At 37.8% G+C, this 18,106-nt stretch carries 25 protein-coding genes and 2 pseudogenes; 9 read left to right on the top strand and 18 right to left on the bottom strand.

From position 1 onward, the window contains the following. Positions 1-69: 69 nt before the first annotated feature. From ACFIML_RS00135 to ACFIML_RS00125, 3 genes and pseudogenes are all read right to left on the bottom strand, one after another. Positions 70-1,374: pseudogene (locus ACFIML_RS00135) on the bottom strand (portal protein); the annotation flags it as partial. Next, positions 1,359-2,687, bottom strand: coding sequence for a PBSX family phage terminase large subunit (locus tag ACFIML_RS00130; protein ID WP_375687078.1), 1,329 nt, complete (start codon positions 2,685-2,687; stop codon positions 1,359-1,361). The gene ACFIML_RS00130 and the pseudogene ACFIML_RS00135, both read right to left, overlap by 16 nt. Further along, complete coding sequence (locus ACFIML_RS00125) at positions 2,668-3,003, bottom strand: hypothetical protein (protein WP_375607482.1); 336 nt, start codon at positions 3,001-3,003, stop codon at positions 2,668-2,670. The genes ACFIML_RS00130 and ACFIML_RS00125 overlap by 20 nt, the downstream gene beginning before the upstream one ends. A 209-nt stretch (positions 3,004-3,212) precedes the next feature. Between ACFIML_RS00125 and ACFIML_RS00120 the strand changes: the two genes are divergently transcribed. Then, positions 3,213-3,836, top strand: a complete 624-nt coding sequence (locus ACFIML_RS00120) for a hypothetical protein (RefSeq protein ID WP_375607481.1) — start codon at positions 3,213-3,215, stop codon at positions 3,834-3,836. Here ACFIML_RS00120 and ACFIML_RS00115 read toward each other — a convergent pair. From ACFIML_RS00115 to ACFIML_RS00060, 12 genes are all read right to left on the bottom strand, one after another. After that, entirely contained in the window at positions 3,817-4,341 is a 525-nt protein-coding gene (locus ACFIML_RS00115) for a hypothetical protein (protein ID WP_375687076.1), read from the bottom strand. The two genes, ACFIML_RS00120 and ACFIML_RS00115, sit on opposite strands and share 20 nt — an antisense overlap. A gap of 15 nt (positions 4,342-4,356) precedes the next feature. Next, complete coding sequence (ssb, locus tag ACFIML_RS00110; protein ID WP_375615317.1) at positions 4,357-4,797, bottom strand: single-stranded DNA-binding protein; 441 nt, start codon at positions 4,795-4,797, stop codon at positions 4,357-4,359. Positions 4,798-4,900: 103 nt separating this feature from the next. Then, positions 4,901-6,346 (bottom strand): replicative DNA helicase, encoded by a 1,446-nt coding sequence (locus ACFIML_RS00105; protein WP_375687074.1) that lies wholly within the window; start codon positions 6,344-6,346, stop codon positions 4,901-4,903. 254 nt (positions 6,347-6,600) lie between these two features. Next, positions 6,601-7,266: a hypothetical protein gene (locus tag ACFIML_RS00100; protein ID WP_375687072.1), complete on the bottom strand. Its 666-nt coding sequence runs from the start codon at positions 7,264-7,266 to the stop codon at positions 6,601-6,603. Positions 7,267-7,350: 84 nt separating this feature from the next. After that, complete coding sequence (locus ACFIML_RS00095; protein ID WP_375687070.1) at positions 7,351-8,091, bottom strand: hypothetical protein; 741 nt, start codon at positions 8,089-8,091, stop codon at positions 7,351-7,353. A gap of 345 nt (positions 8,092-8,436) precedes the next feature. Next, complete coding sequence (locus ACFIML_RS00090) at positions 8,437-8,892, bottom strand: hypothetical protein (RefSeq protein ID WP_375615314.1); 456 nt, start codon at positions 8,890-8,892, stop codon at positions 8,437-8,439. After that, positions 8,879-9,208 carry a hypothetical protein gene (locus ACFIML_RS00085; RefSeq protein ID WP_375687068.1) on the bottom strand — a complete coding sequence of 110 codons (330 nt, stop codon included), beginning with the start codon at positions 9,206-9,208 and terminating at the stop codon, positions 8,879-8,881. The genes ACFIML_RS00090 and ACFIML_RS00085 overlap by 14 nt, the downstream gene beginning before the upstream one ends. 220 nt (positions 9,209-9,428) lie before the next feature. Further along, positions 9,429-10,562: a DUF1376 domain-containing protein gene (locus tag ACFIML_RS00080; protein ID WP_375615308.1), complete on the bottom strand. Its 1,134-nt coding sequence runs from the start codon at positions 10,560-10,562 to the stop codon at positions 9,429-9,431. Continuing rightward, entirely contained in the window at positions 10,552-10,875 is a 324-nt protein-coding gene (locus ACFIML_RS00075) for a hypothetical protein (protein ID WP_375687066.1), read from the bottom strand. The genes ACFIML_RS00080 and ACFIML_RS00075 overlap by 11 nt, the downstream gene beginning before the upstream one ends. Beyond that, a complete protein-coding gene (locus ACFIML_RS00070) occupies positions 10,865-11,215 on the bottom strand; it encodes a DUF1376 domain-containing protein (RefSeq protein ID WP_375687064.1) in 351 nt (116 codons plus the stop codon). Before ACFIML_RS00070 ends, ACFIML_RS00075 begins: the two co-directional genes overlap by 11 nt. Beyond that, positions 11,205-11,576, bottom strand: coding sequence for a DUF1376 domain-containing protein (locus tag ACFIML_RS00065; protein ID WP_375607617.1), 372 nt, complete (start codon positions 11,574-11,576; stop codon positions 11,205-11,207). Before ACFIML_RS00065 ends, ACFIML_RS00070 begins: the two co-directional genes overlap by 11 nt. Then, a complete protein-coding gene (locus ACFIML_RS00060) occupies positions 11,560-12,039 on the bottom strand; it encodes a crossover junction endodeoxyribonuclease RuvC (protein ID WP_375687062.1) in 480 nt (159 codons plus the stop codon). Before ACFIML_RS00060 ends, ACFIML_RS00065 begins: the two co-directional genes overlap by 17 nt. A 75-nt stretch (positions 12,040-12,114) precedes the next feature. Here ACFIML_RS00060 and ACFIML_RS00055 point away from each other — a divergent pair, with 75 nt between their 5' ends. Next, complete coding sequence (locus ACFIML_RS00055) at positions 12,115-12,759, top strand: hypothetical protein (RefSeq protein WP_375664598.1); 645 nt, start codon at positions 12,115-12,117, stop codon at positions 12,757-12,759. Here the strand turns inward: ACFIML_RS00055 and ACFIML_RS00050 are convergent. From ACFIML_RS00050 to ACFIML_RS00040, 3 genes are read right to left on the bottom strand one after another with little or no spacing between them, the layout of a single operon-like run. Further along, on the bottom strand, positions 12,756-13,514 hold the full coding sequence (locus tag ACFIML_RS00050; protein ID WP_375687060.1) for a hypothetical protein: 759 nt from the start codon (positions 13,512-13,514) through the stop codon (positions 12,756-12,758). The genes ACFIML_RS00055 and ACFIML_RS00050 overlap by 4 nt on opposite strands. Before the next feature lie 12 nt (positions 13,515-13,526). Beyond that, positions 13,527-14,225: a hypothetical protein gene (locus ACFIML_RS00045; RefSeq protein WP_375687058.1), complete on the bottom strand. Its 699-nt coding sequence runs from the start codon at positions 14,223-14,225 to the stop codon at positions 13,527-13,529. A gap of 10 nt (positions 14,226-14,235) precedes the next feature. Further along, the gene (locus tag ACFIML_RS00040) at positions 14,236-14,487 is read right to left on the bottom strand and encodes a helix-turn-helix domain-containing protein (protein WP_375615302.1); all 252 of its coding nucleotides are present in this window, start codon (positions 14,485-14,487) and stop codon (positions 14,236-14,238) included. Positions 14,488-14,578: 91 nt separating this feature from the next. Here ACFIML_RS00040 and ACFIML_RS00035 point away from each other — a divergent pair, with 91 nt between their 5' ends. The 7 genes and pseudogenes from ACFIML_RS00035 to ACFIML_RS00005 all read left to right on the top strand — a co-directional run. Further along, the gene (locus tag ACFIML_RS00035; RefSeq protein ID WP_100128398.1) at positions 14,579-14,881 is read left to right on the top strand and encodes a helix-turn-helix domain-containing protein; all 303 of its coding nucleotides are present in this window, start codon (positions 14,579-14,581) and stop codon (positions 14,879-14,881) included. A gap of 205 nt (positions 14,882-15,086) precedes the next feature. After that, positions 15,087-15,467 (top strand): hypothetical protein, encoded by a 381-nt coding sequence (locus ACFIML_RS00030; protein ID WP_375687056.1) that lies wholly within the window; start codon positions 15,087-15,089, stop codon positions 15,465-15,467. A 113-nt stretch (positions 15,468-15,580) separates the two neighbouring features. Next, complete coding sequence (locus ACFIML_RS00025) at positions 15,581-16,126, top strand: hypothetical protein (RefSeq protein ID WP_375609816.1); 546 nt, start codon at positions 15,581-15,583, stop codon at positions 16,124-16,126. After that, a complete protein-coding gene (locus ACFIML_RS00020; protein WP_375687054.1) occupies positions 16,120-16,584 on the top strand; it encodes a hypothetical protein in 465 nt (154 codons plus the stop codon). The genes ACFIML_RS00025 and ACFIML_RS00020 overlap by 7 nt, the downstream gene beginning before the upstream one ends. A gap of 5 nt (positions 16,585-16,589) precedes the next feature. Then, the gene (locus ACFIML_RS00015; protein WP_375607541.1) at positions 16,590-17,072 is read left to right on the top strand and encodes a hypothetical protein; all 483 of its coding nucleotides are present in this window, start codon (positions 16,590-16,592) and stop codon (positions 17,070-17,072) included. A gap of 82 nt (positions 17,073-17,154) precedes the next feature. Continuing rightward, positions 17,155-17,982, top strand: a complete 828-nt coding sequence (locus tag ACFIML_RS00010; RefSeq protein ID WP_375687052.1) for a recombinase RecT — start codon at positions 17,155-17,157, stop codon at positions 17,980-17,982. A gap of 1 nt (position 17,983) precedes the next feature. Beyond that, positions 17,984-18,106, top strand: a pseudogene (locus ACFIML_RS00005) (exonuclease); the annotation flags it as partial.

The raw sequence follows: 18,106 nt of genomic DNA, 5'->3' as shown, positions 1-18,106 counted from the left end.
GAATCTTACGTTATTCGGGACTCTCATTCACTATGAATAACGCTAGATTATCATTATAAATCAATATCTTGTCACTTGGTTAATCGCTTCCTTGGCTTCATTAAACAGTTGGAAAAAACCGGTTGGGAATTGCGCTACGGGTTTGGGCTGTATCTTACCACCTGCCAAAGCGCCATTTTTTAAAACCGTAATACTATCTACTCTGCTCCAACTCTTTACAGCTTCTCTCACATCTTCAAATGCGCCCCGCTCTGCCATTATCCCACCTTTGGATTGGCTGTTGAGGATATGCATTACTTGACTAAAATATTTATTTGCCCATCGTTGAGGGTCTTTTGTCGGTCTTACAACCCCATAAAATTGCCGTTCTATCTTGTCAAAATACCCCGTTATACACTCCCAACCCAATTGACCCGCTGGAACCAAAGGTTGATCAGGGGATTCAAGCAATTTTCTCCCTAAAAAAGCACGTTTTACGACCTTTTTATTGAAAGCTGCCCCTTGGATATCGGGCATCATGCACTGTAACTGCTTAAATTCCTCTTCACTATAATCACGCAATTCACCCGTTTCTAAATCAGGTGCCTTATAATATCGTTTGCTTTCAAACCAACGGCATTCAACGAGTGTGACCATCCGACGACCGTTTTCAACATCAATGCCCTTCTCATCATCGTAAGCTTCAAGATCATTATGATGAATGCCTTCATAGGCAACCCCATCACGCGCCCAATCAGCACTCAGCTCTGTCCAATGGGCTTTGGGAAACATCTGCTTGGCTACTTCCAAGGGCTTGCGGTCTACATACCACATGCGTTGTGCATCGGTTAAATTTGGTTGCACCGCTGCACTATCCCAAACCATTTTTAAAGGATCTAAACGCGTAATAACCGGTTCACCATCTATACTGTTCTCATAATCAAGCCGCGTATCGGTCCACCCCATGCCGCAGATGACAGCGTCTTGGAAAGCATCACTATCTGCATATTCAGCATGTGCCATGTCGCGAAACCATTCCGCTGCTCCTGTAAGCAATTCACTTGGCAATGCCTTGCCTATTTGACGGGGAATGAATTGCACCTCTCGTTTATTGTTACGCTCTGAACCCACAACGGCATTAACCAATGGTGCAATGCGATTAAACGTCATAACGGGGCGGCGTTGCTCTTTTAACGCCGCTAAATCAGCCTCATTCCACTGATCACCATTGTAAAATTGAAAATCCTCCCTTGCATGTTCACGCCATTTGTTCACATGCTCAACATCTTCTTTGTACCAATTCACAAGCTTGCGAAATAAGCCTTCTGTCGACAAATCTGATGCGTTATGTTCTTTTTCTAAATGCTCTTCATCATCCATCATTCTGCCATCCATGACGTGCTCTCATAAGTTTCTCTACCGCTATAAGCTGGTCTCTTCTGTTTCTGCATCGGCTGTTCATACCCCACACACATCAATCCAAAGGCATCTGCACCATGACTGGACCAATCATGCTCGGCGCCTAAACCAATATTACGCTTCTCATCCCATTTCTCATGATACCAATTCAGTGCTTTACGACCCGCTACGGTTGTCTCTTCATTAAACCAAACAGACGGCAAAATACGTCGCACCGCCTCTATACGCATCTTAACCGCCCCTGCCCCTTGATTAGGGATCACTTGCGTTTCAAAACCCGCATCATTTAAAGCGCTCTCAAAACTCACATTGTGCACACGGTCTCTCGTCGCACCATCATGGGGTAACACCATCAATGCCTTCTCATAACCATTTTGACGCAACCAACCGATATGTTCGGATAAAGGCTGTCCCTGAGCTTCGTAATAATCAAGTACTCTGATCTCCCTACCAACAAATTGCGCTATCCATATCGCTGTGGCATCTGCCTTAGCACCCGTACCCCCAATGTCCCAAAAAGCGCGTATCTGCATTAAAGGATCACGAGCAACACGCCCTATCCGCCCCTCCTGCTCGGCTGCCAACATTTCCTTTTGATAATAAGCGCCTTGAACCGCTGTAAGATAATCCCCTTCCCAGATATGTTTATAGGTCTCGGGGCGGTTTCTCAGATCATCAAGTCGTGCTTCATTCAAGATTTTCGGAAACTTCGGATTGTCTGACCAATTGATCTCTACACGCTTAATGGCTTCATTGTCTGAAAAGCGAAACCGCTTCTCAACGGGGGCATTCTCTCGCAACGGGTTCCATGTCACCCATAACTCTGCTCGCCACCCCTCGCCCTCTTCACGCAAAGTCGGTATAAGCGTCTGCCAAGCTGTCTCTGTAACGGGCTCTGCCTCATCAACCCAACAAAGCAAAATACGCCCCATAGACTTGATACTGGCTATATTGCGGTCCAAACCAGAAAACTGAAAGGCTATACGACCATCTATCGACTTAATCGACGACTCCCCAACCTTGTAATAGTCCTTTAAAAAGTCGTGCGCTTCAATGGCGCGCTTAATCTCCTCCAATGAACTTTCTGCCAAAGAATTCTGAAACTGACGTGCACAAAGAATGGTCCCCGATATCCCCTGCATACCAAATTGATAGCCTTTTAAAGCAACCATCAAGGCAAATGATCTTGTCTTTCCAGACCCTCGTCCACCCCACGCCGCTCGTACCAAAGCGTCTCCTGTAAAAATAGGAATGAGTTTTGGTACAATCTTAATCTGTCTTGTCGTCATTCATTGTTAAAGGAGCAATTTCTACACGCCCTATGATCTTAATCGCGCCCCCATCTTCCCCCGTCACTTGCAAAGGCAACACCTTCCCAAGCAACGCTAAATAAGCAGCGGGGCATTCCATAGCCTGCTTTTCCAAATAAGAGATCAAACCATCCTTGCCAATTTTATTCCCAGCATTCTCAGCAGCCTTAACCACTGCTTCTTTTAAAATGCGCGTCACTTTATTTGGAACGCCTTTGACACGCCCTTGACCTGCCTTTGGTGGTATACGCTTTTTAATCGGTTGTGGAGCCTGTTCTGTATTTTGTGATGTCATAAAATACACCCTCCAGATAATAAAAAACCCCGCATTTGCGGGGATTTTGAACTGTACATTTCCCTCTCTAGACACAATACGCCTAAGTACAGTAATGTCATTAAATACGATTTGCTACACTTTGTCAACATAAAAATAACACATATTGATAATTTCAAAGGGAATCAGTTAATGATAATTCCAATAAAACCAATTAAAGAGCAATAAACATGACAATCGTATTAATTATCTTATGTATTCTACTATTACTTCCATTTACTGGAATTATACTGGAAGCTTTATGTGCTATAGTTGGTTACGGTATAGGTGCCGCTATGATTGGAGTCCTTATTTTTCTATTAATAATAGGAGCAAAGTTCTTAGGATTTATATATAGCTTGTGTTTAATAATAGCGTTTATGGCATTAATTGCGATTTGTAACATTAAATCAAACGGAAACACATGGGAAGAAGCAATTTCATACAGCACTGCACTATTTTTACCACTGCTTATCTTATGGTTTATTATATGGTATTTCTCTGATAATCGTGATATGTTGGATATATCATCCGTATTGTTTATTACAGCAATAATATGTTCTATTATTGCGATCCCATTCACATTCAATCCTCCAACGAAAGATATTAAAGGCTATCCTGGATTTCTAATTAAAATGTATTGTGTAATACTTATATTTTTTGCGGGTCTTTGTTGGAGCAAAACGACGGCAATAGTAACGGCAATAGTATCAGTAATAATATTGATTGGCTATTTCATTATGATTGCATATTCAGATAATGATAAACCTGATGAAAAAGATGAAAAAAAAGCTTCTAATGAAAATACTTCCTAATAACATTAAGAACGATACGCAATGAATTCACAAGGTGTGGTAGCATTTGATCTTCTATAACGAGGGACTGTAACGCAGCATGAAGATTATACTGTCTATAGAGGCATTGGGCTTCTTTTAGTGCCTCTTGCATGTTTATAAACTGCTCTGTTGCAAATTCTACCCATTTGTCTCTTGCCTTATCATCAGATGATGACGGCATTTCGTCATAAATTGCATTAGGCAAGCCCTTTGCACAAAGGTAATTATTTCTTATCTGTAAGTACTGTTGCGCGGCATCATATTGCTCTTGAGTAATCACGCCTTGCAAACAAAGACGCCCGATATAGGTACCAGAAAGTGGATTTTTTGCCTCCTGTAGCGTTAAACCGAAGCGCTTTGCACGCATTTCTATTGCCAATTTATCAACGGCTTCACGCGGTGCTTTTGCACGTGATATACGTCCGTTTGGTTCTCTTACCTGCCCTGCTATTTTAGGGCGTCCCCTCTTTTTGTTTTTTTTCACAACACCGCCTTCTGTTTAAAAAGGAACGCTATCATTCATAACGGTATGAGATGTATCAAGAGGCTTGTGAAAGCTTCTGTCATAAGCAGATGACTGATCTTGATTATCATCATTTTTGCCATCTAAAAGCTTTAACTCGCCTTTGTACTGAGGCAATATGACTTCTGTTACATACCGATCAATACCATTTTTATCTTGCCATTTACGGGTTTGTAGTCGCCCCTCGATATAAACTTTGCTGCCCTTATTGAGATACTGGAGTGCTATTTTTGCAAGATGTGGATTAAACACCACAATGGAATGCCATTCTGTTTTGTCTACTTTCTTATTGGTTGCCTTGTCTGTATAGCTCTCAGACGTTGCCATTCGAAAATTGACCACCTCGATGCCAGATGACATTGTTTTGCTTTCTGGATTTGCACCTAAATGACCAATTAAAATCACTTTATTAAGCATGTTTGTAAGTCCCATTAAATGATGTAAAGATCATAACATATTTTATGTGTTTTTACAATGTTTTCAGTTGTCTAATAACAATTATTTAATGTTTTACATTATGTTATAAATCACTAAAGCGTGTAAAATCGGATTGAAAGGCAAGGGGAACGATTCCTGTCGGACCATGGCGTTGTTTTGCTATAATAACCTCGGCTTTACCCTTGGCTTGCTCCATTGCATCTTGCCACTTGCTATACTCAGCAGTGCCTTCTTTTAGTTCTTCATTTTTGAGATAGTATTCTTCACGATAAACAAACAGAACAATGTCGGCATCTTGCTCGATTGAACCAGATTCACGTAAATCGGATAATTGTGGACGTTTATCGGTTCGGTTTTCAACTTGACGCGAAAGTTGAGAGAGAGCGATGATGGGAATATTGAGTTCTTTTGCAAGTGCTTTTAATCCGGTGGTAATAGCTGTAATTTCTTGAACGCGATTTTCTAATGAACGCTTTGAACCGCTTGTCATGAGTTGGATATAATCGATAATCAAGACATCTAGACCATGTTGTCGTTTAAGACGCCTTGCACGAGCGGACAATTGTGCAATAGACAACCCACCCGTTTGATCAATATAAAGAGGGATTGTTTGTAAAGAGCGCATTGCGTGAATAATTTTTGCAAATTGCTCTTCTGAGATATTACCACGACGCATATCCGAAGAAGAAACCTTTATTTGTTCGGAAATAATACGAGTTGCAAGCTGTTCAGTTGACATCTCAAGTGAGAAGAAACCAACAATACCCCCTTCATTGGCTTGGCTGTTATCACGCTTACAAGCATTAGCAATATTAAAAGCAATATTGGTAGCAAGTGATGTTTTACCCATCCCAGGGCGTCCAGCAAGGATAATTAAATCAGATGCTTGTAACCCTCCCATTTTCTCATCAAGTGTTTTGATATGGGTAGCTATCCCTGAAAGCTGTGAGGAACGCTTTTTCGCTGCACTTGCCATGTTAAGTGCTTTTGCAATGGCTGTATCAAAGTTTTCAAACCCACCTCCATATTTTCCTTTTTCTGCTAGCTCAAATAACTGATTTTCAACAGTTTCAATTTGTTGTGATGTTGTAAGTTCTATAGAAACATCATATGCTCTATTCACAACTTGAGTGCCAAGGTTAATTAAAGAGCGTCGGATAAACAGATCATAAATGACACTCCCATAATCTTTAGTATTAATGATTGTTACAGCTTCTTTAGCTAAACGCACCACGTAATTATATACAGTGATGTCACCAATTTTCGCATCATTTTCAACAAAGGGCTTAATAGTAATGGGATCTGCAATTCTTCCCTTTTGAATAATTTGTGAAATGATATCAAAAAGCTTTTGATGCAACGGTTCAAAAAAATGCTCTGCTTTTAAAAAATCAGAAACGCTATCAAGAGCATTATTATTAATCAGGATTGCTCCAAGTAATGCCTGTTCCGCTTCAATATTATGGGGAAGTTGACGAAAAGAAGATTTTTCTTCTGTTTGAAAAGAAGGTAATTTAACAGCGTTCATTTTATTCATTATGATTTAAATTGATTTGATAAATGATAATTATAAATCACTGAATCTACAGTGTGAATCCCATTTTTATTTTACTTAACAGCTTGCTTTTTGATACGTTTTGTGCAATAAAGAGATGTTCTTTTATATTTCGATTGGTTACTTTAATCGTTTATTTAGATCGCTAATTGTTTTGCTCATGAAAGCCGTGTCTTAAAGGACGCGGCTTTTTTGCTATAAAGCAGCCCCCCGCCCCGTTATGTTATTTACGCTGCTTTATTTGTGCTTTGTTCACTACCATCAGTATCTTTATAAATTTTTTTATTGCCTTTAATAACGGCATTGCCATAAATTTTTACAAAGAAATAAACTTTCGTTTTTCCTTGAATGCATGCATTGTCATAAATTTCTGCACCTGGACAAATACAAGCCGCCCCAGTTATTTTTGCATTCCCATAAATCAAACCACCAACACAAGCATTATTCAAAACTTTTGCATTGTCATAAATTTTTGCTTCTGTCGATACCATGGCTTTATTACAAACAAGGGCATTCCCATAAATCTCCCCACAAATTATTGCATCATCGCATATTTTTGCATTGCCATGAACATAAGCAGCCTTCTCAAGAACCCGCGCTTTGTCACTAATCACTGCATTTCCTGATACCCTTGCTTCATTAAAAACATAAGCATCATGACGTATTTTTGCATTTTCAGAAACGACGGCATTGCAAAAAACAAGAGCATTATCGTAAACCCAGCAATTGCCATCATGTGACAAGTTGCTTTCATTTTCAATAAAACCGCCGAGATCCCCTGCCTTAACATCATCAAAATCTTTTAAAGCACGAATGCGGTGTAAAGTAAGACCATCTAAAATGAAGGTTTCATTAGTAAATTCATATTTTTTAGATACAGTTTTAGTGGTCATAGGTAGCTCCCTAATCTAATATTCAAACAAATTTTTAAATGAAATGGTTATAAGGAGGCGCCCCCGCACCGCCCTATTGTTTAATTAAGCAGCTTCTTTTTCACATTCTAAATCGTCATCATTTTCCGATTCAAGATCAGCATCATAATAGTCTTCAAAATCATCATAATACTCATGACGATAATAATCATCTTCACTACCAAATTCGGGATATGCTTCATTCCAAATATGATCATCTGCCGTTAAAGAAGCGGCGCTATGAACATAAGAATCTCCTGAGATAAGAGCACCACATACAACGGCATCATCGAAAACACGCGCGTCATCACAAATATGAGCAGCGCCGCTTATTTTTGCATTGCCTCCAACATGAGCATCATCACAAATGACGGCATCATCAGAAATATGAGCATGATCAGTTACATAGGCATTATCATAAATCTTTGCATTGCCTTCAATTACAACAGCACCTTTAATACGAGCATTCCCATAAAGACGCGCATTGCCTCCCATAAAAATAGCTTCAAAAATAGCATTCCCATAAATTTTTGCATTCCCACAAACGTCTACAAAAAAGCTTCTTACTTTTGCATTCCCAGAAACACGGGCATTTTGAAAAACGCGGGCTTTATCATATACCCAGCACGTACCATAATGCGATAGGTTGCTTTCATTTTCTATAAAACCACCTAGATCCCCTGCTTTGACATCTCCAAAATCTTTTAAGGCGCGTATACGGTATAATGTGAGACCAGTCATATGATCTATTTCATTGGTTAATTCATATTTTTTGGATGGTTTTCTCTTTTTAACTGTAGCGTTCATGCTAATTTCTTTCTTAACGTAATTAAGTTTTGAATTGACACCCTAAAAGGGCGCCGGGCGTTCAAAACACGGCGTTAAGTCCGTCGTCACACTTTTCTCATAAAGAGTATTGTATGGTGTGACCACACCCGACAAAATCGTTATATGCCAACGATAGCATAAAAGAAAGTCAGTATTTTAAGAAATGGGAGAAACCTTTTCGTGGTTTACCCGCTTAACGTTTAGTGTTTTGAAGCACTTGCCAACCTTATTAAACGACCTTTTCTTTAAAGTCAATACGTATTTTTTATTTTTTTCACTTTTTTTCATTTTGATATCTACCTAATTGAATACCAAGTGCTTTTTTTAGCTCTCTTTCTTTTTAAGAGATGATTGTATCGCGTAAATGGACATGTTTATTAAACTGCGTGTATGCAACATGAGAAAGAATGAATAAACTAAAAAAAAGTACCAAAAAACGATATCTAAATACCAAAATACAGTATAACTATTTGGAAAAATTAAAACGACAAGTGCTAAACTTATTAGCTTTAAGAGTCGGTGCATATAATGTTGTAAATCACGTGTTAATATCTTCCAACCTGTTGTATCATCATCTTTATATTTTGGACTGTTCTGCAACTCAAAAGGAATATGAGAATTGCATAAAATTACAAAAATATTTGTTATTATTATCAAACCAAAAGATGCAAATATCAAAATACCTTGGATAAAATAGGGATTTTTTTTAATTTCTAAAAAGCATAAAAATATAAAAATTATAATACCAAACAAGGCTCTTAGCTGCTTATCTGTAAACATATTTATTTCCTGCGGTTTTTGATAATTTTTTGATCTCTTTATTGATCTCATCTATGAGAGGTTCGTAATTGAGAACGCTTTTCGGAATACCACCCCCATAAATCCACGCTTTCACTTGAGCCTTGGTACTGTAATCAACTTTCTCAGGTATCTCATGATACTGACCACCGTCAAATTCTTCATATTCTCTTGTACCATCATCATATTCGTAAAGATTGTAAAAATACTCTGCTACCCCTAATCCCCATGGTGCATATCCAACCGCTGTTGCAACAAACTTTTTCCCCCCCTTCTGTTTACGTTTTTTTAAAAACATCTGGTTTAATATCCCCTATCTAAATCCATAACTTTACCAATGGGTTTATTTGCCTCAAAATGGACCGTACAGAAGCGTTTTTAATTTCAATGTGGTTTTTATCACAAAATATTTAAATCGCTCTGTACGGTGCCTTTCTGTCAATTTAAACGCATATCTATTCTCAAAATCATCAGCAAACTTCACTACTTTGCTGTTTTTTTCGGATCCATAAGTGTCTTTAAGCGTAGATCGCTGTTGCAAGTTGATTGAAGCTTTCTGAAAGGTTATTTGCGAAATTGTTTGACGGTGGTTTATAACATGCGCTTTCATATAGTTTTTTCACTTCTGATTTTTTGTGTTTCTTAATTACCAATCCATATTCTGGATGCGTAATCCAATTATCCCAAGCGCTTTGCCAATCGCGTTCATTTGCATTTCGACATGGATTGTTTTTTGAAAAGCGTACAAATTTTTCAAATTCTGATAAGGCTTCATCATGCGTTAATCCTTGTTCAGTTGCGTATTGAAAATCGGGTTTGAAATCTTCTAGTATTCTTTCAACTTCTTGTTTTTCCCTTATTTTCTTTGTTCCTTCAAAAAAGTTTGCTTTCTCTGGAAAATAAGCAGGCATTATCTTATCAACGATTTCTGAAAGTTGTTTTCCAACCTTTTTAACTTTTCGTGAAGGCAATTTCTCAATCATCGCTTCGTCAATTTGCCATCGGTTGTTAGCATTGTTTGAAGTGTTGGTATTTTGCTCGTGAATGATTGGTTGTTTGGTTTCTATCGTTTTGATTTGTTCTGATTGAACATCATCACACTCGATTGCCTTTTCAACAAAATCGTTTGTTTCTAAATTTTCAAAATCAATTTCTCTTTTTGATAAAATAATATTTTTATTTTTTTTGTTATTGTTAATGTTAATGTTATTGTGCATTTCCAAGCATTGCTCGTGCATTGCGTATGCATTGCTTGTGCATTGCTCATGCATTGCACGTGCATCATCATTACTTTTATCTTTGTTTTTATCCCATCTAGCTTTTGCTGCTTTTGATGCCTTTTCTGAAGATTTTTCTAAATTCTCATTGCAATTTAGTAACTCTTCTTCAACTTGTGCACTCCATAAATTTCCATTTTCCAAGCGGATAATTAATTTTTTTCGAATGAGTTTTTCTAATGATTTTTTAAAAGTTTGTACTGAACAGCCAACAGCACGTGCTAAAACAGAGACATCATCATAAAGAGGTTCACAAGTTCTATACATAAAAGCAGTGAGTGTACTATAAGTGGCTTTTTCTGCTGCATCAGTGCCAGCAAAGTCCATAATCCACTCTTGATAAAAATTACGTACCCAAGGTAATTTATTTGCCATAATTACCCTCCTGCTCTTCAATAAAAGCTGCTTCTTTTAATTCTTCTTCAACATCTGAACACCACAAATGACCATCTTCTGAAAGAATAATGTGTCCAGATCTAAATAAGTAATCTAATGCCTTCTGAAATCTTTTTACTGAGCAACACGTAAAATGAGATAATATTTGCGCATCATTTACAAGAGGCTCTCTAGTACGCAACATTTGCAATCGCAATCGCATATAAACATTGCCTTCAATTGCGGGTAAACAAGCAAGATCAAGTAGCCACTTGTCTGCAAAAAGCCTCGTCCATGGCAACTTAGTTGACATACTTCACCTCCCTTTCTTCATTATTATTGCAAGTGAAATTATCTAGCTCTTCAGTGACGTTTTTGAGTTCTTTTTCAACTTCTGAATTCCACAACCCACCATTGTCTAAACGTATGATGAATCCATCTTTAATCAAGGAATTCAAAGCTGCTTCAAACTCTTCTACTGGATAACCAACCCAAAAAGCTAATACCCTTAAGTCCTTTAAAATAGGCTCACCAGTATAGAGCATTAGAAGTCGCAACATGACATAGATACATTTCTCGGTCGGCGACAAACAACCAAGAGTAAGAAGCCATCTGTCTGCAAAAAGCCTCGTCCATGGTAATTTACTGGACATGTATTGCCTCCTCTCTTTTCTTACTCCACCTTGCTAAAGCTGCTTTTGAAACTCTTTCTGAATATTTTCTTTGAACACTTTGATCAAAAGCTAATGACTTATGCCATAAGCGCCTATTCTCTAAACGCGTAATAAGACCCATCATTATTAAAGTTTCTAACGCCTTTTTAAACGTTTGCACTGAACACCCACACCAACCCGATAAACAAGACGCATAATTGATAAGAGGCGCTTTTCTATTATTCATTAGCAACACAAGTGTTGTATAAACAGCCTTCTCTGTCGCTTTTAAACTTGTAAGCTCTTTTAAAAACTGATCTGTATTAAATTTTACAAACGCCACTTTATTGTTGGACATCATTTGAGATCTCCCTTTCTTTAACTAAATATAAAATTGCTAAAGCATCTGCTTCATTATCATCACATGGCTTGTATCCTTTAAGACACATTGCCTCTATCATCTCTTCTTTCGACGCATTCCCCTTCCCCGTCATCGCTTTCTTAATCGTACTTACTGGTATCCCCTCATACGGTATCTGATGCTGTTCACACCACGCCGTTAACGTTGCTAACAAACCGCCGTAAACATGCGCGGCATCTGTACCTTTATGACGCCTCACCTCTTCAAAATACACCGCGTCAATATCACCTGCTGTATGCTTTATTTCTGTAAGCCATTGCTTAAAACGCAAGTAACGCATTCCGCCGCCTTCAAAACGACGGGGTTGCAAACTCATCGTACCACTGAATATATGACCATTTCCCCCTCGTATCGCCCACCCCGTTTTGGTACCTAGATCAAAACAAAGAATCGTGTTAATCACAGCGCCACTCCATACAAAACGTATTTTATAAGATTACTATTTTCCCATAAGCGGGGGGAGAAAGATGTGAGAAGTATGCCAACAATATATGATTTATTTTCTTCCACCATTAGTATAGCCGTTGGAGGCTTTGTTTTGTATACAAACTACAAAGCACAAAAAGAAAGATGTTTAGGACAAAAATTGCAAAGTTATAGTGTACGTGAAATTTTTGGACACATGAGTCCAAATAATCCTCAAGACCTTGAAACTTACCTAGAGTTAATCATCCACAATCCTACAAATCAAATAATCAAGATAAATCATATCAAAATACCCAAAGAATATCCGTTTGTATTTAATAAAGTATGCCGCCCAGATCCTAACGAAGCTATCACAGACTCTGAAAGAGATAGAAATGGAATAAAGGTCATCCCAAAAACTCCAAAGCACATTGATTTAATAGACCCAAAACTAAAGCCAGAGCATTTGGGTTTTTTTGATCTTTTTAGCATAAAAGCCAAAAGTAAATTAACTCTTTGGTTTAAGATACACCCAAAAGAACCGTCCTTCAGAAAACCTATAATCATTGTAGTTGAACACACCTCATGTAATGATCCAGAAGCAACGCTTGAAACCAAGTTTTGTCTTGGTTTTTTCCGGTGGACAGACCAGCAAAACGAAACGTGGTTTGATAAACTATTTAAAAGAAAGCTCTTCATGAATAATTCTAATAGCTAAAGCCATATTCCGCACTCCCAATAATAACGGAGTCGCTCCCATATTCTACGGTGCCAAGGTAGAGATGCCATGTATTGTTGTGGTGTTAACATAGACAATTTATAAGTCGTATTGGAAATGTAATTAAAGTTTGGAACTAGGTGATCACCACGTAATCTGCCGCCACCAAAAACAGCCCCTAAACCACTAATCCAACAATTACCTTCGTGACTGAGGTTCTCTTCACTCTCTACCCAGCCACCTAAATCACCTTTCTTTACTTTTCCAAAGCTTCTCAATGCTCGTATTCGGTGTAACTTGAAAGGACCGAGATCAACTGTATCGTCTGTAAGTTCGTATTTCTTTTTACTACTATTAACTAAATCACAACCACTAATAAAACCTGTATCAATCCATGCATCACCACACACACGGGCATTTTCACAAATTATTGCTGTACCGTATACATGTGCATTACCAAAAACTTGAGCATCAAAATAAACAATGGCATTGCCATAAACATGAGCGTTATCATAAACGTTGGCATTACCAAAAACCTTGGCTCGACCGTAAACCCTAGCACTACCATAAACCTTTGCATCGTCCCCAACCCAACAGTCTCCCTCATGACTTAAATTGCTTTCATTTTCAATAAAGCCACCTAGATCCCCTGCGTACACATCTCTAAAATTTCTTAAAGCACGTATACGATGAAGCGTAACTCCATTAACTTCGATTGTTTCATCAGTAGATTCATACTTCTTTTTAACTGTCATCTTATCCACTCCTCACTTACCCTTCTTCTTACTCTTCTTATTCTTATGAGGCGGCGCTTTTACTGCTTCATCACGCTGTTTAATCTCTTGCTTCAGTTGTTTAATTTCCTTGTCACGTTCTTCAATTTCCTTGTCGTCACGTTCTTCTATCTTTTGCTTCAGTTGTTTAATTTCCGTATCACGTGATTGCACATCTTCTTTTAGTGTCCGTATCTTTTCACTTTTCCGTTTAAAATCTTCTCGGTACGCATCTATCTTTTGTTTTAGTTCTTCTATCTCTTGCTTCAGTTCTTTAATTTCCTTGTCACGTTCTTCAATTTCCTTGTCGTCACGTTCTTCTATCTTTTGCTTCAGTTGTTTAATTTCCGTATCACGTGATTGCACATCTTCTTTTAGTGTCCGTATCTTTTCACTTTTCCGTTTAAAATCTTCTCGGTACGCATCTATCTTTTGTTTTAGTTCTTCTATCTCTTGCTTCAGTTCTTTAATTTCCTTGTCACGTTCTTCAAGATCCGCATCACATTCATCAATTGTCTGCTTGCTTTCCTTTAAATACCTAAACTCATTCTCTTTCATTTTTTTCTTAATATCTTGAACCTGCTCTTTAAGTGCTTTAACTTGATCGCGATAATGCAATGCAATACGAAACATCACTCCGCTTAAGAGCAAAACTGAAACCACTGCTATCCATAAAATTTCATTCGAACTCATTTTGATCTCCTTAATGCTGCAATCTATCGCCCGTCTGATCAACAACGCGGCTTTTAGAAATTGAAGAAAAATTCTCTTGATACCAATCGCTAGGACTTATGTAATTATCAGTAACTTCTGCTATTTTTTGTATTATCCTAGGATGTGGAAATCGCTTCTTATTCACATAGCGTGCTATAGATGCTTGCGTAACACCTACCAAAATCGCAAACTCGGCATAAGTAATATTATTCTTTGATAAATACAGTTTTAGTTTAGACATTCCTCTTTATACCATATCGGTATTATTAAAACAAGCGCATTTTACCATATTGGCATTTGAAAGGATATTTTTTTTTATTAGGATAAGAATCATGAATAATTTGAAATTTTTCAGACAAAAAGTAGGTTTAACTTCAAAAGAATTAGCCGAATTGGTAGGAACTAGTCAGCCACAAATTTTTCGTTTAGAAAATGGACAACGAAAATTAACAAAAGAGTGGGCTGTACGTTTGGCACCACACTTAAAAATTACCCCAAAACAACTGTTGTTTTCAGGAAATAAGCCTAATAGCTTAGATGAACAAATTGAAGATATGTTAGAGCATCTAAGCTACGATAATAAGGTTAAACTTCTTGATCTCCTTTCTTCATTTTATCAAGATAAAAAAGAATAAACTCTCTTTTTTCATCTTCTGTCAATTTATTCCATAGTTCTAATATTTGCGTATTAATTGACCATTTTTCATCCATTTTTTCTACTCATAAAAAATAAAAAATAAAAAATAACCATTTTGGTATTGACTTTAAATTACCGTTTTGGTATCAAATATCCCATATCTTAGAAAATAACTTTTGCCAATAGGCTGTATGGAGGCATTTGTGAATAAACCAGTGTTTATAAATTCTGATGAAATTCTCTTAGTCATCTGCGAAAATGAAGAACAAAATCTCGCTAAATCTGGTCCTTTCTTAGAAGAAAAGGACATGATCAATTTTATCGACCAAACCGATAATGCTGTCCAAATTTTGCGCGTAGAACCAACGACTAATCGTTGCGAAGATATCTCTGAAGATATTGCCGAATTCTATCTTAAAGAATGTGAAGAGCAGTGTTTCAACGGAAACATTCCTCACGATTTTATTCTACACAGCACAGCATACGGTTTTTTTTTAGATGATATAAAACAGCGCGAATATGATGATGCAATGTATGGTTCTTACGAAAAACAACACCGTTTGCGTCCTTGTGATGTGCTTTAAAAGCTAAAGGCGTTTTTAAAAGACGCCACCTTTTCAAAAAATTCACCACACAATGCAATGCCGTTCTTTTGCAAGAACGACAAAGGCAGAATCTAACTTAAAGGAGTAAAACCATGGAAAAAAAATACGAAATGACTGATGAAACAATCGAAGTTGGGGGCAAAACTCTCCACCGCATTCGTGCATTGAGAGACTTTGGAAGAGTCAAGAAAGGTGACGTTGGTGGTTTTATTGAGCATGAGGGTAACCTCTCTCATGAGGGCGATTGTTGGGTTTGGCATGATGCCGCGGTTTGTAATAACGCTAAGGTTTTTGGTAATGCACAGATATTCGAAAAATCAATAATTAGAGATAATGCCAAGGTTTGTTGTGATGCCATAGTTTATGGTGATGCTCAAGTTTTTGGGCGTGCAAAAATTTACGACAATGCCCGTGTTTTTGAGAATGCCAAGGTTTGTTGTGATGCCATAGTTTATGGTGATGCTCAAGTTTTTGATGATGCGCATATTTATGACAATGCACAGATTTATGGTGATGCCATGGTTTATGGTGACGCGCATATTTATGACAATGCACAGATTTATGGTTATGCCAAGATTTATGGTGATGCGCATATTTATGGCGATAACGTCATGTCCACTGGAGAAAAATCATGGTGAAAAAATACGAATTAACTGATAAAATGACCAATGAATATGGACATACGCTTTACCGTATTCGTGCACTGAGAGACTTTGGATATGTCAAAAAAGGTGACCTCGGCGGTTTTATAGAAAAAGAGAGCAACTTAAGCCATAAGAGAGACTGTTGGATTTTTGGCAATGCAAAAGTTTACGGTAATGCCAAAGTTTATGATGATGCCCGTGTTTATGGGAATGCACAAATTTCTGGAAATGCACAAGTTTTTGATTATGCCGAAGTTGGTGGTGCTGATGTTGGAGATAATGCCAAGGTTTTTGACTATGCGCGGATTTATGGGAATTCTGTTATAGGGGAAAGTGTACACGTTTACGGAAATGCTAAAATTTACAATCAAGCATATATTCGCTGTCGTGTAGACATTGCTGGAAATTGTAAAATTAGTGGCTCCACCCTAATCGTAGAACGTAAGAAATAGTAACCATGAAAAAGAAATACGAACTTACTGATGAAATAGACATCCTCTATCGTCGACCAGTTCGTCGCATTCGTGCACTGAGAGACTTTGGAAAGGTCAAGAAAGGTGATCTTGGTGGTTTTATAGAGCATGAAGGTAACCTCTCTCATGAGGGCGATTGTTGGGTTAGGGATAAGGCAAAGGTTTGCAGTAATGCTCAAATTTATGAGAATGCACAAGTATTTGGACGAGCACGTATCTCATGTAATGCACGTATTTATGGAAATGCTAATGTTTTTGGAAACGCTTGTGTTGAATCCAATGCACATATTTTCGATAATGCGCAAGTTTACGGAATAGCCGAAATTCACGGCAATGCCAAAATTTGTGAAAAAGCTCATATTGGTGGTGAAGCTGTTGTATGTGGTAACACATGTATTTCAGGCAACACACATATTAGTTATAGTAGAAAAGCCGAACATATCCCTAGGAAAAGACAGAGCGTATAAGCACTTTCTAACAACCAACCATTTTTAAACACAAGCGTGATTCACGCCACGGGGGAATTGCGCGCAAATCAAGGAAACAATAATGACAAATTCTACTTTTTTAAAAGAAATGGCAGGAAAATATGGATTTTCTGCTGAAGAATTTCGAACCACAATCATAAAAACTTGTATTGGAGATAAAAATGCTAATGTCATCACTGATGCAGAATTTGCCGTTTTTCTTTTTGTTGCCAATACTTATGGACTTAACCCATTAACAAAAGAAATCTATGCATTCCCTAAAAAAGGCGGCGGTATCATACCCGTTGTTTCTATTGATGGGTGGATAAAGATCATCAAATCAAATCCTGACTTTGATGGCATGACCTTTCAAGATCAACTCGATAAAGACGGGAATCTCATTGCTATCAAATGTGCTATTCGTCTCAAAGGCATTAAAGACCCTATCGAAGTCACCGAATATCTCAAAGAATGCGAACAAGGCCACAGTGACCCTTGGAAAAAATATCCAGCACGTATGTTGCGCCATAAAGCTACTATACAGTGTGCTCGCTATGCTTTCGGGCTTTCCGGTATTTATGAAGAAGATGAAGCAAAACGTATCAATGAAACAAACCATAACGTACAAACGAAGTTAGTTTCTTATGATGTGCTTATGCAAATCAAACAATTAATAAACATCACTCAAACAGAAGAAGAAAAAGTGCTTGATTATGCACAAGTCGACAGGCTTGAAGATCTTCCTGATGAAGTAGCACAAAGGATTTTGGATGTTTTGCAAAAGAGACAGCATGAAAAAGAACAATCTTTCCGACAACAAAAGCAAATAGAGGCGCCTATACAAGATGCCGAATATATTCACGTCCAAGATATCGAATATGGACCACAAGAACAAAGAACGGCGGTGTGAGATGGAACAAAGAACAGCAGAATGGTTCCAAGCACGCTTGGGTAAAGTCACCGCATCAAACATTTACAACATACTCAATAAAACTACAAAAGGATTGCCTACGAGCAAATATGAAGACTACAAA

This window comes from Bartonella sp. AC62GZZY (genome assembly GCF_042196525.1).
Classification (GTDB): domain Bacteria; phylum Pseudomonadota; class Alphaproteobacteria; order Rhizobiales; family Rhizobiaceae; genus Bartonella.
Note: the sequence above shows the minus strand (reverse complement) of the source record. Positions and strands in the feature narration are given on the sequence as shown.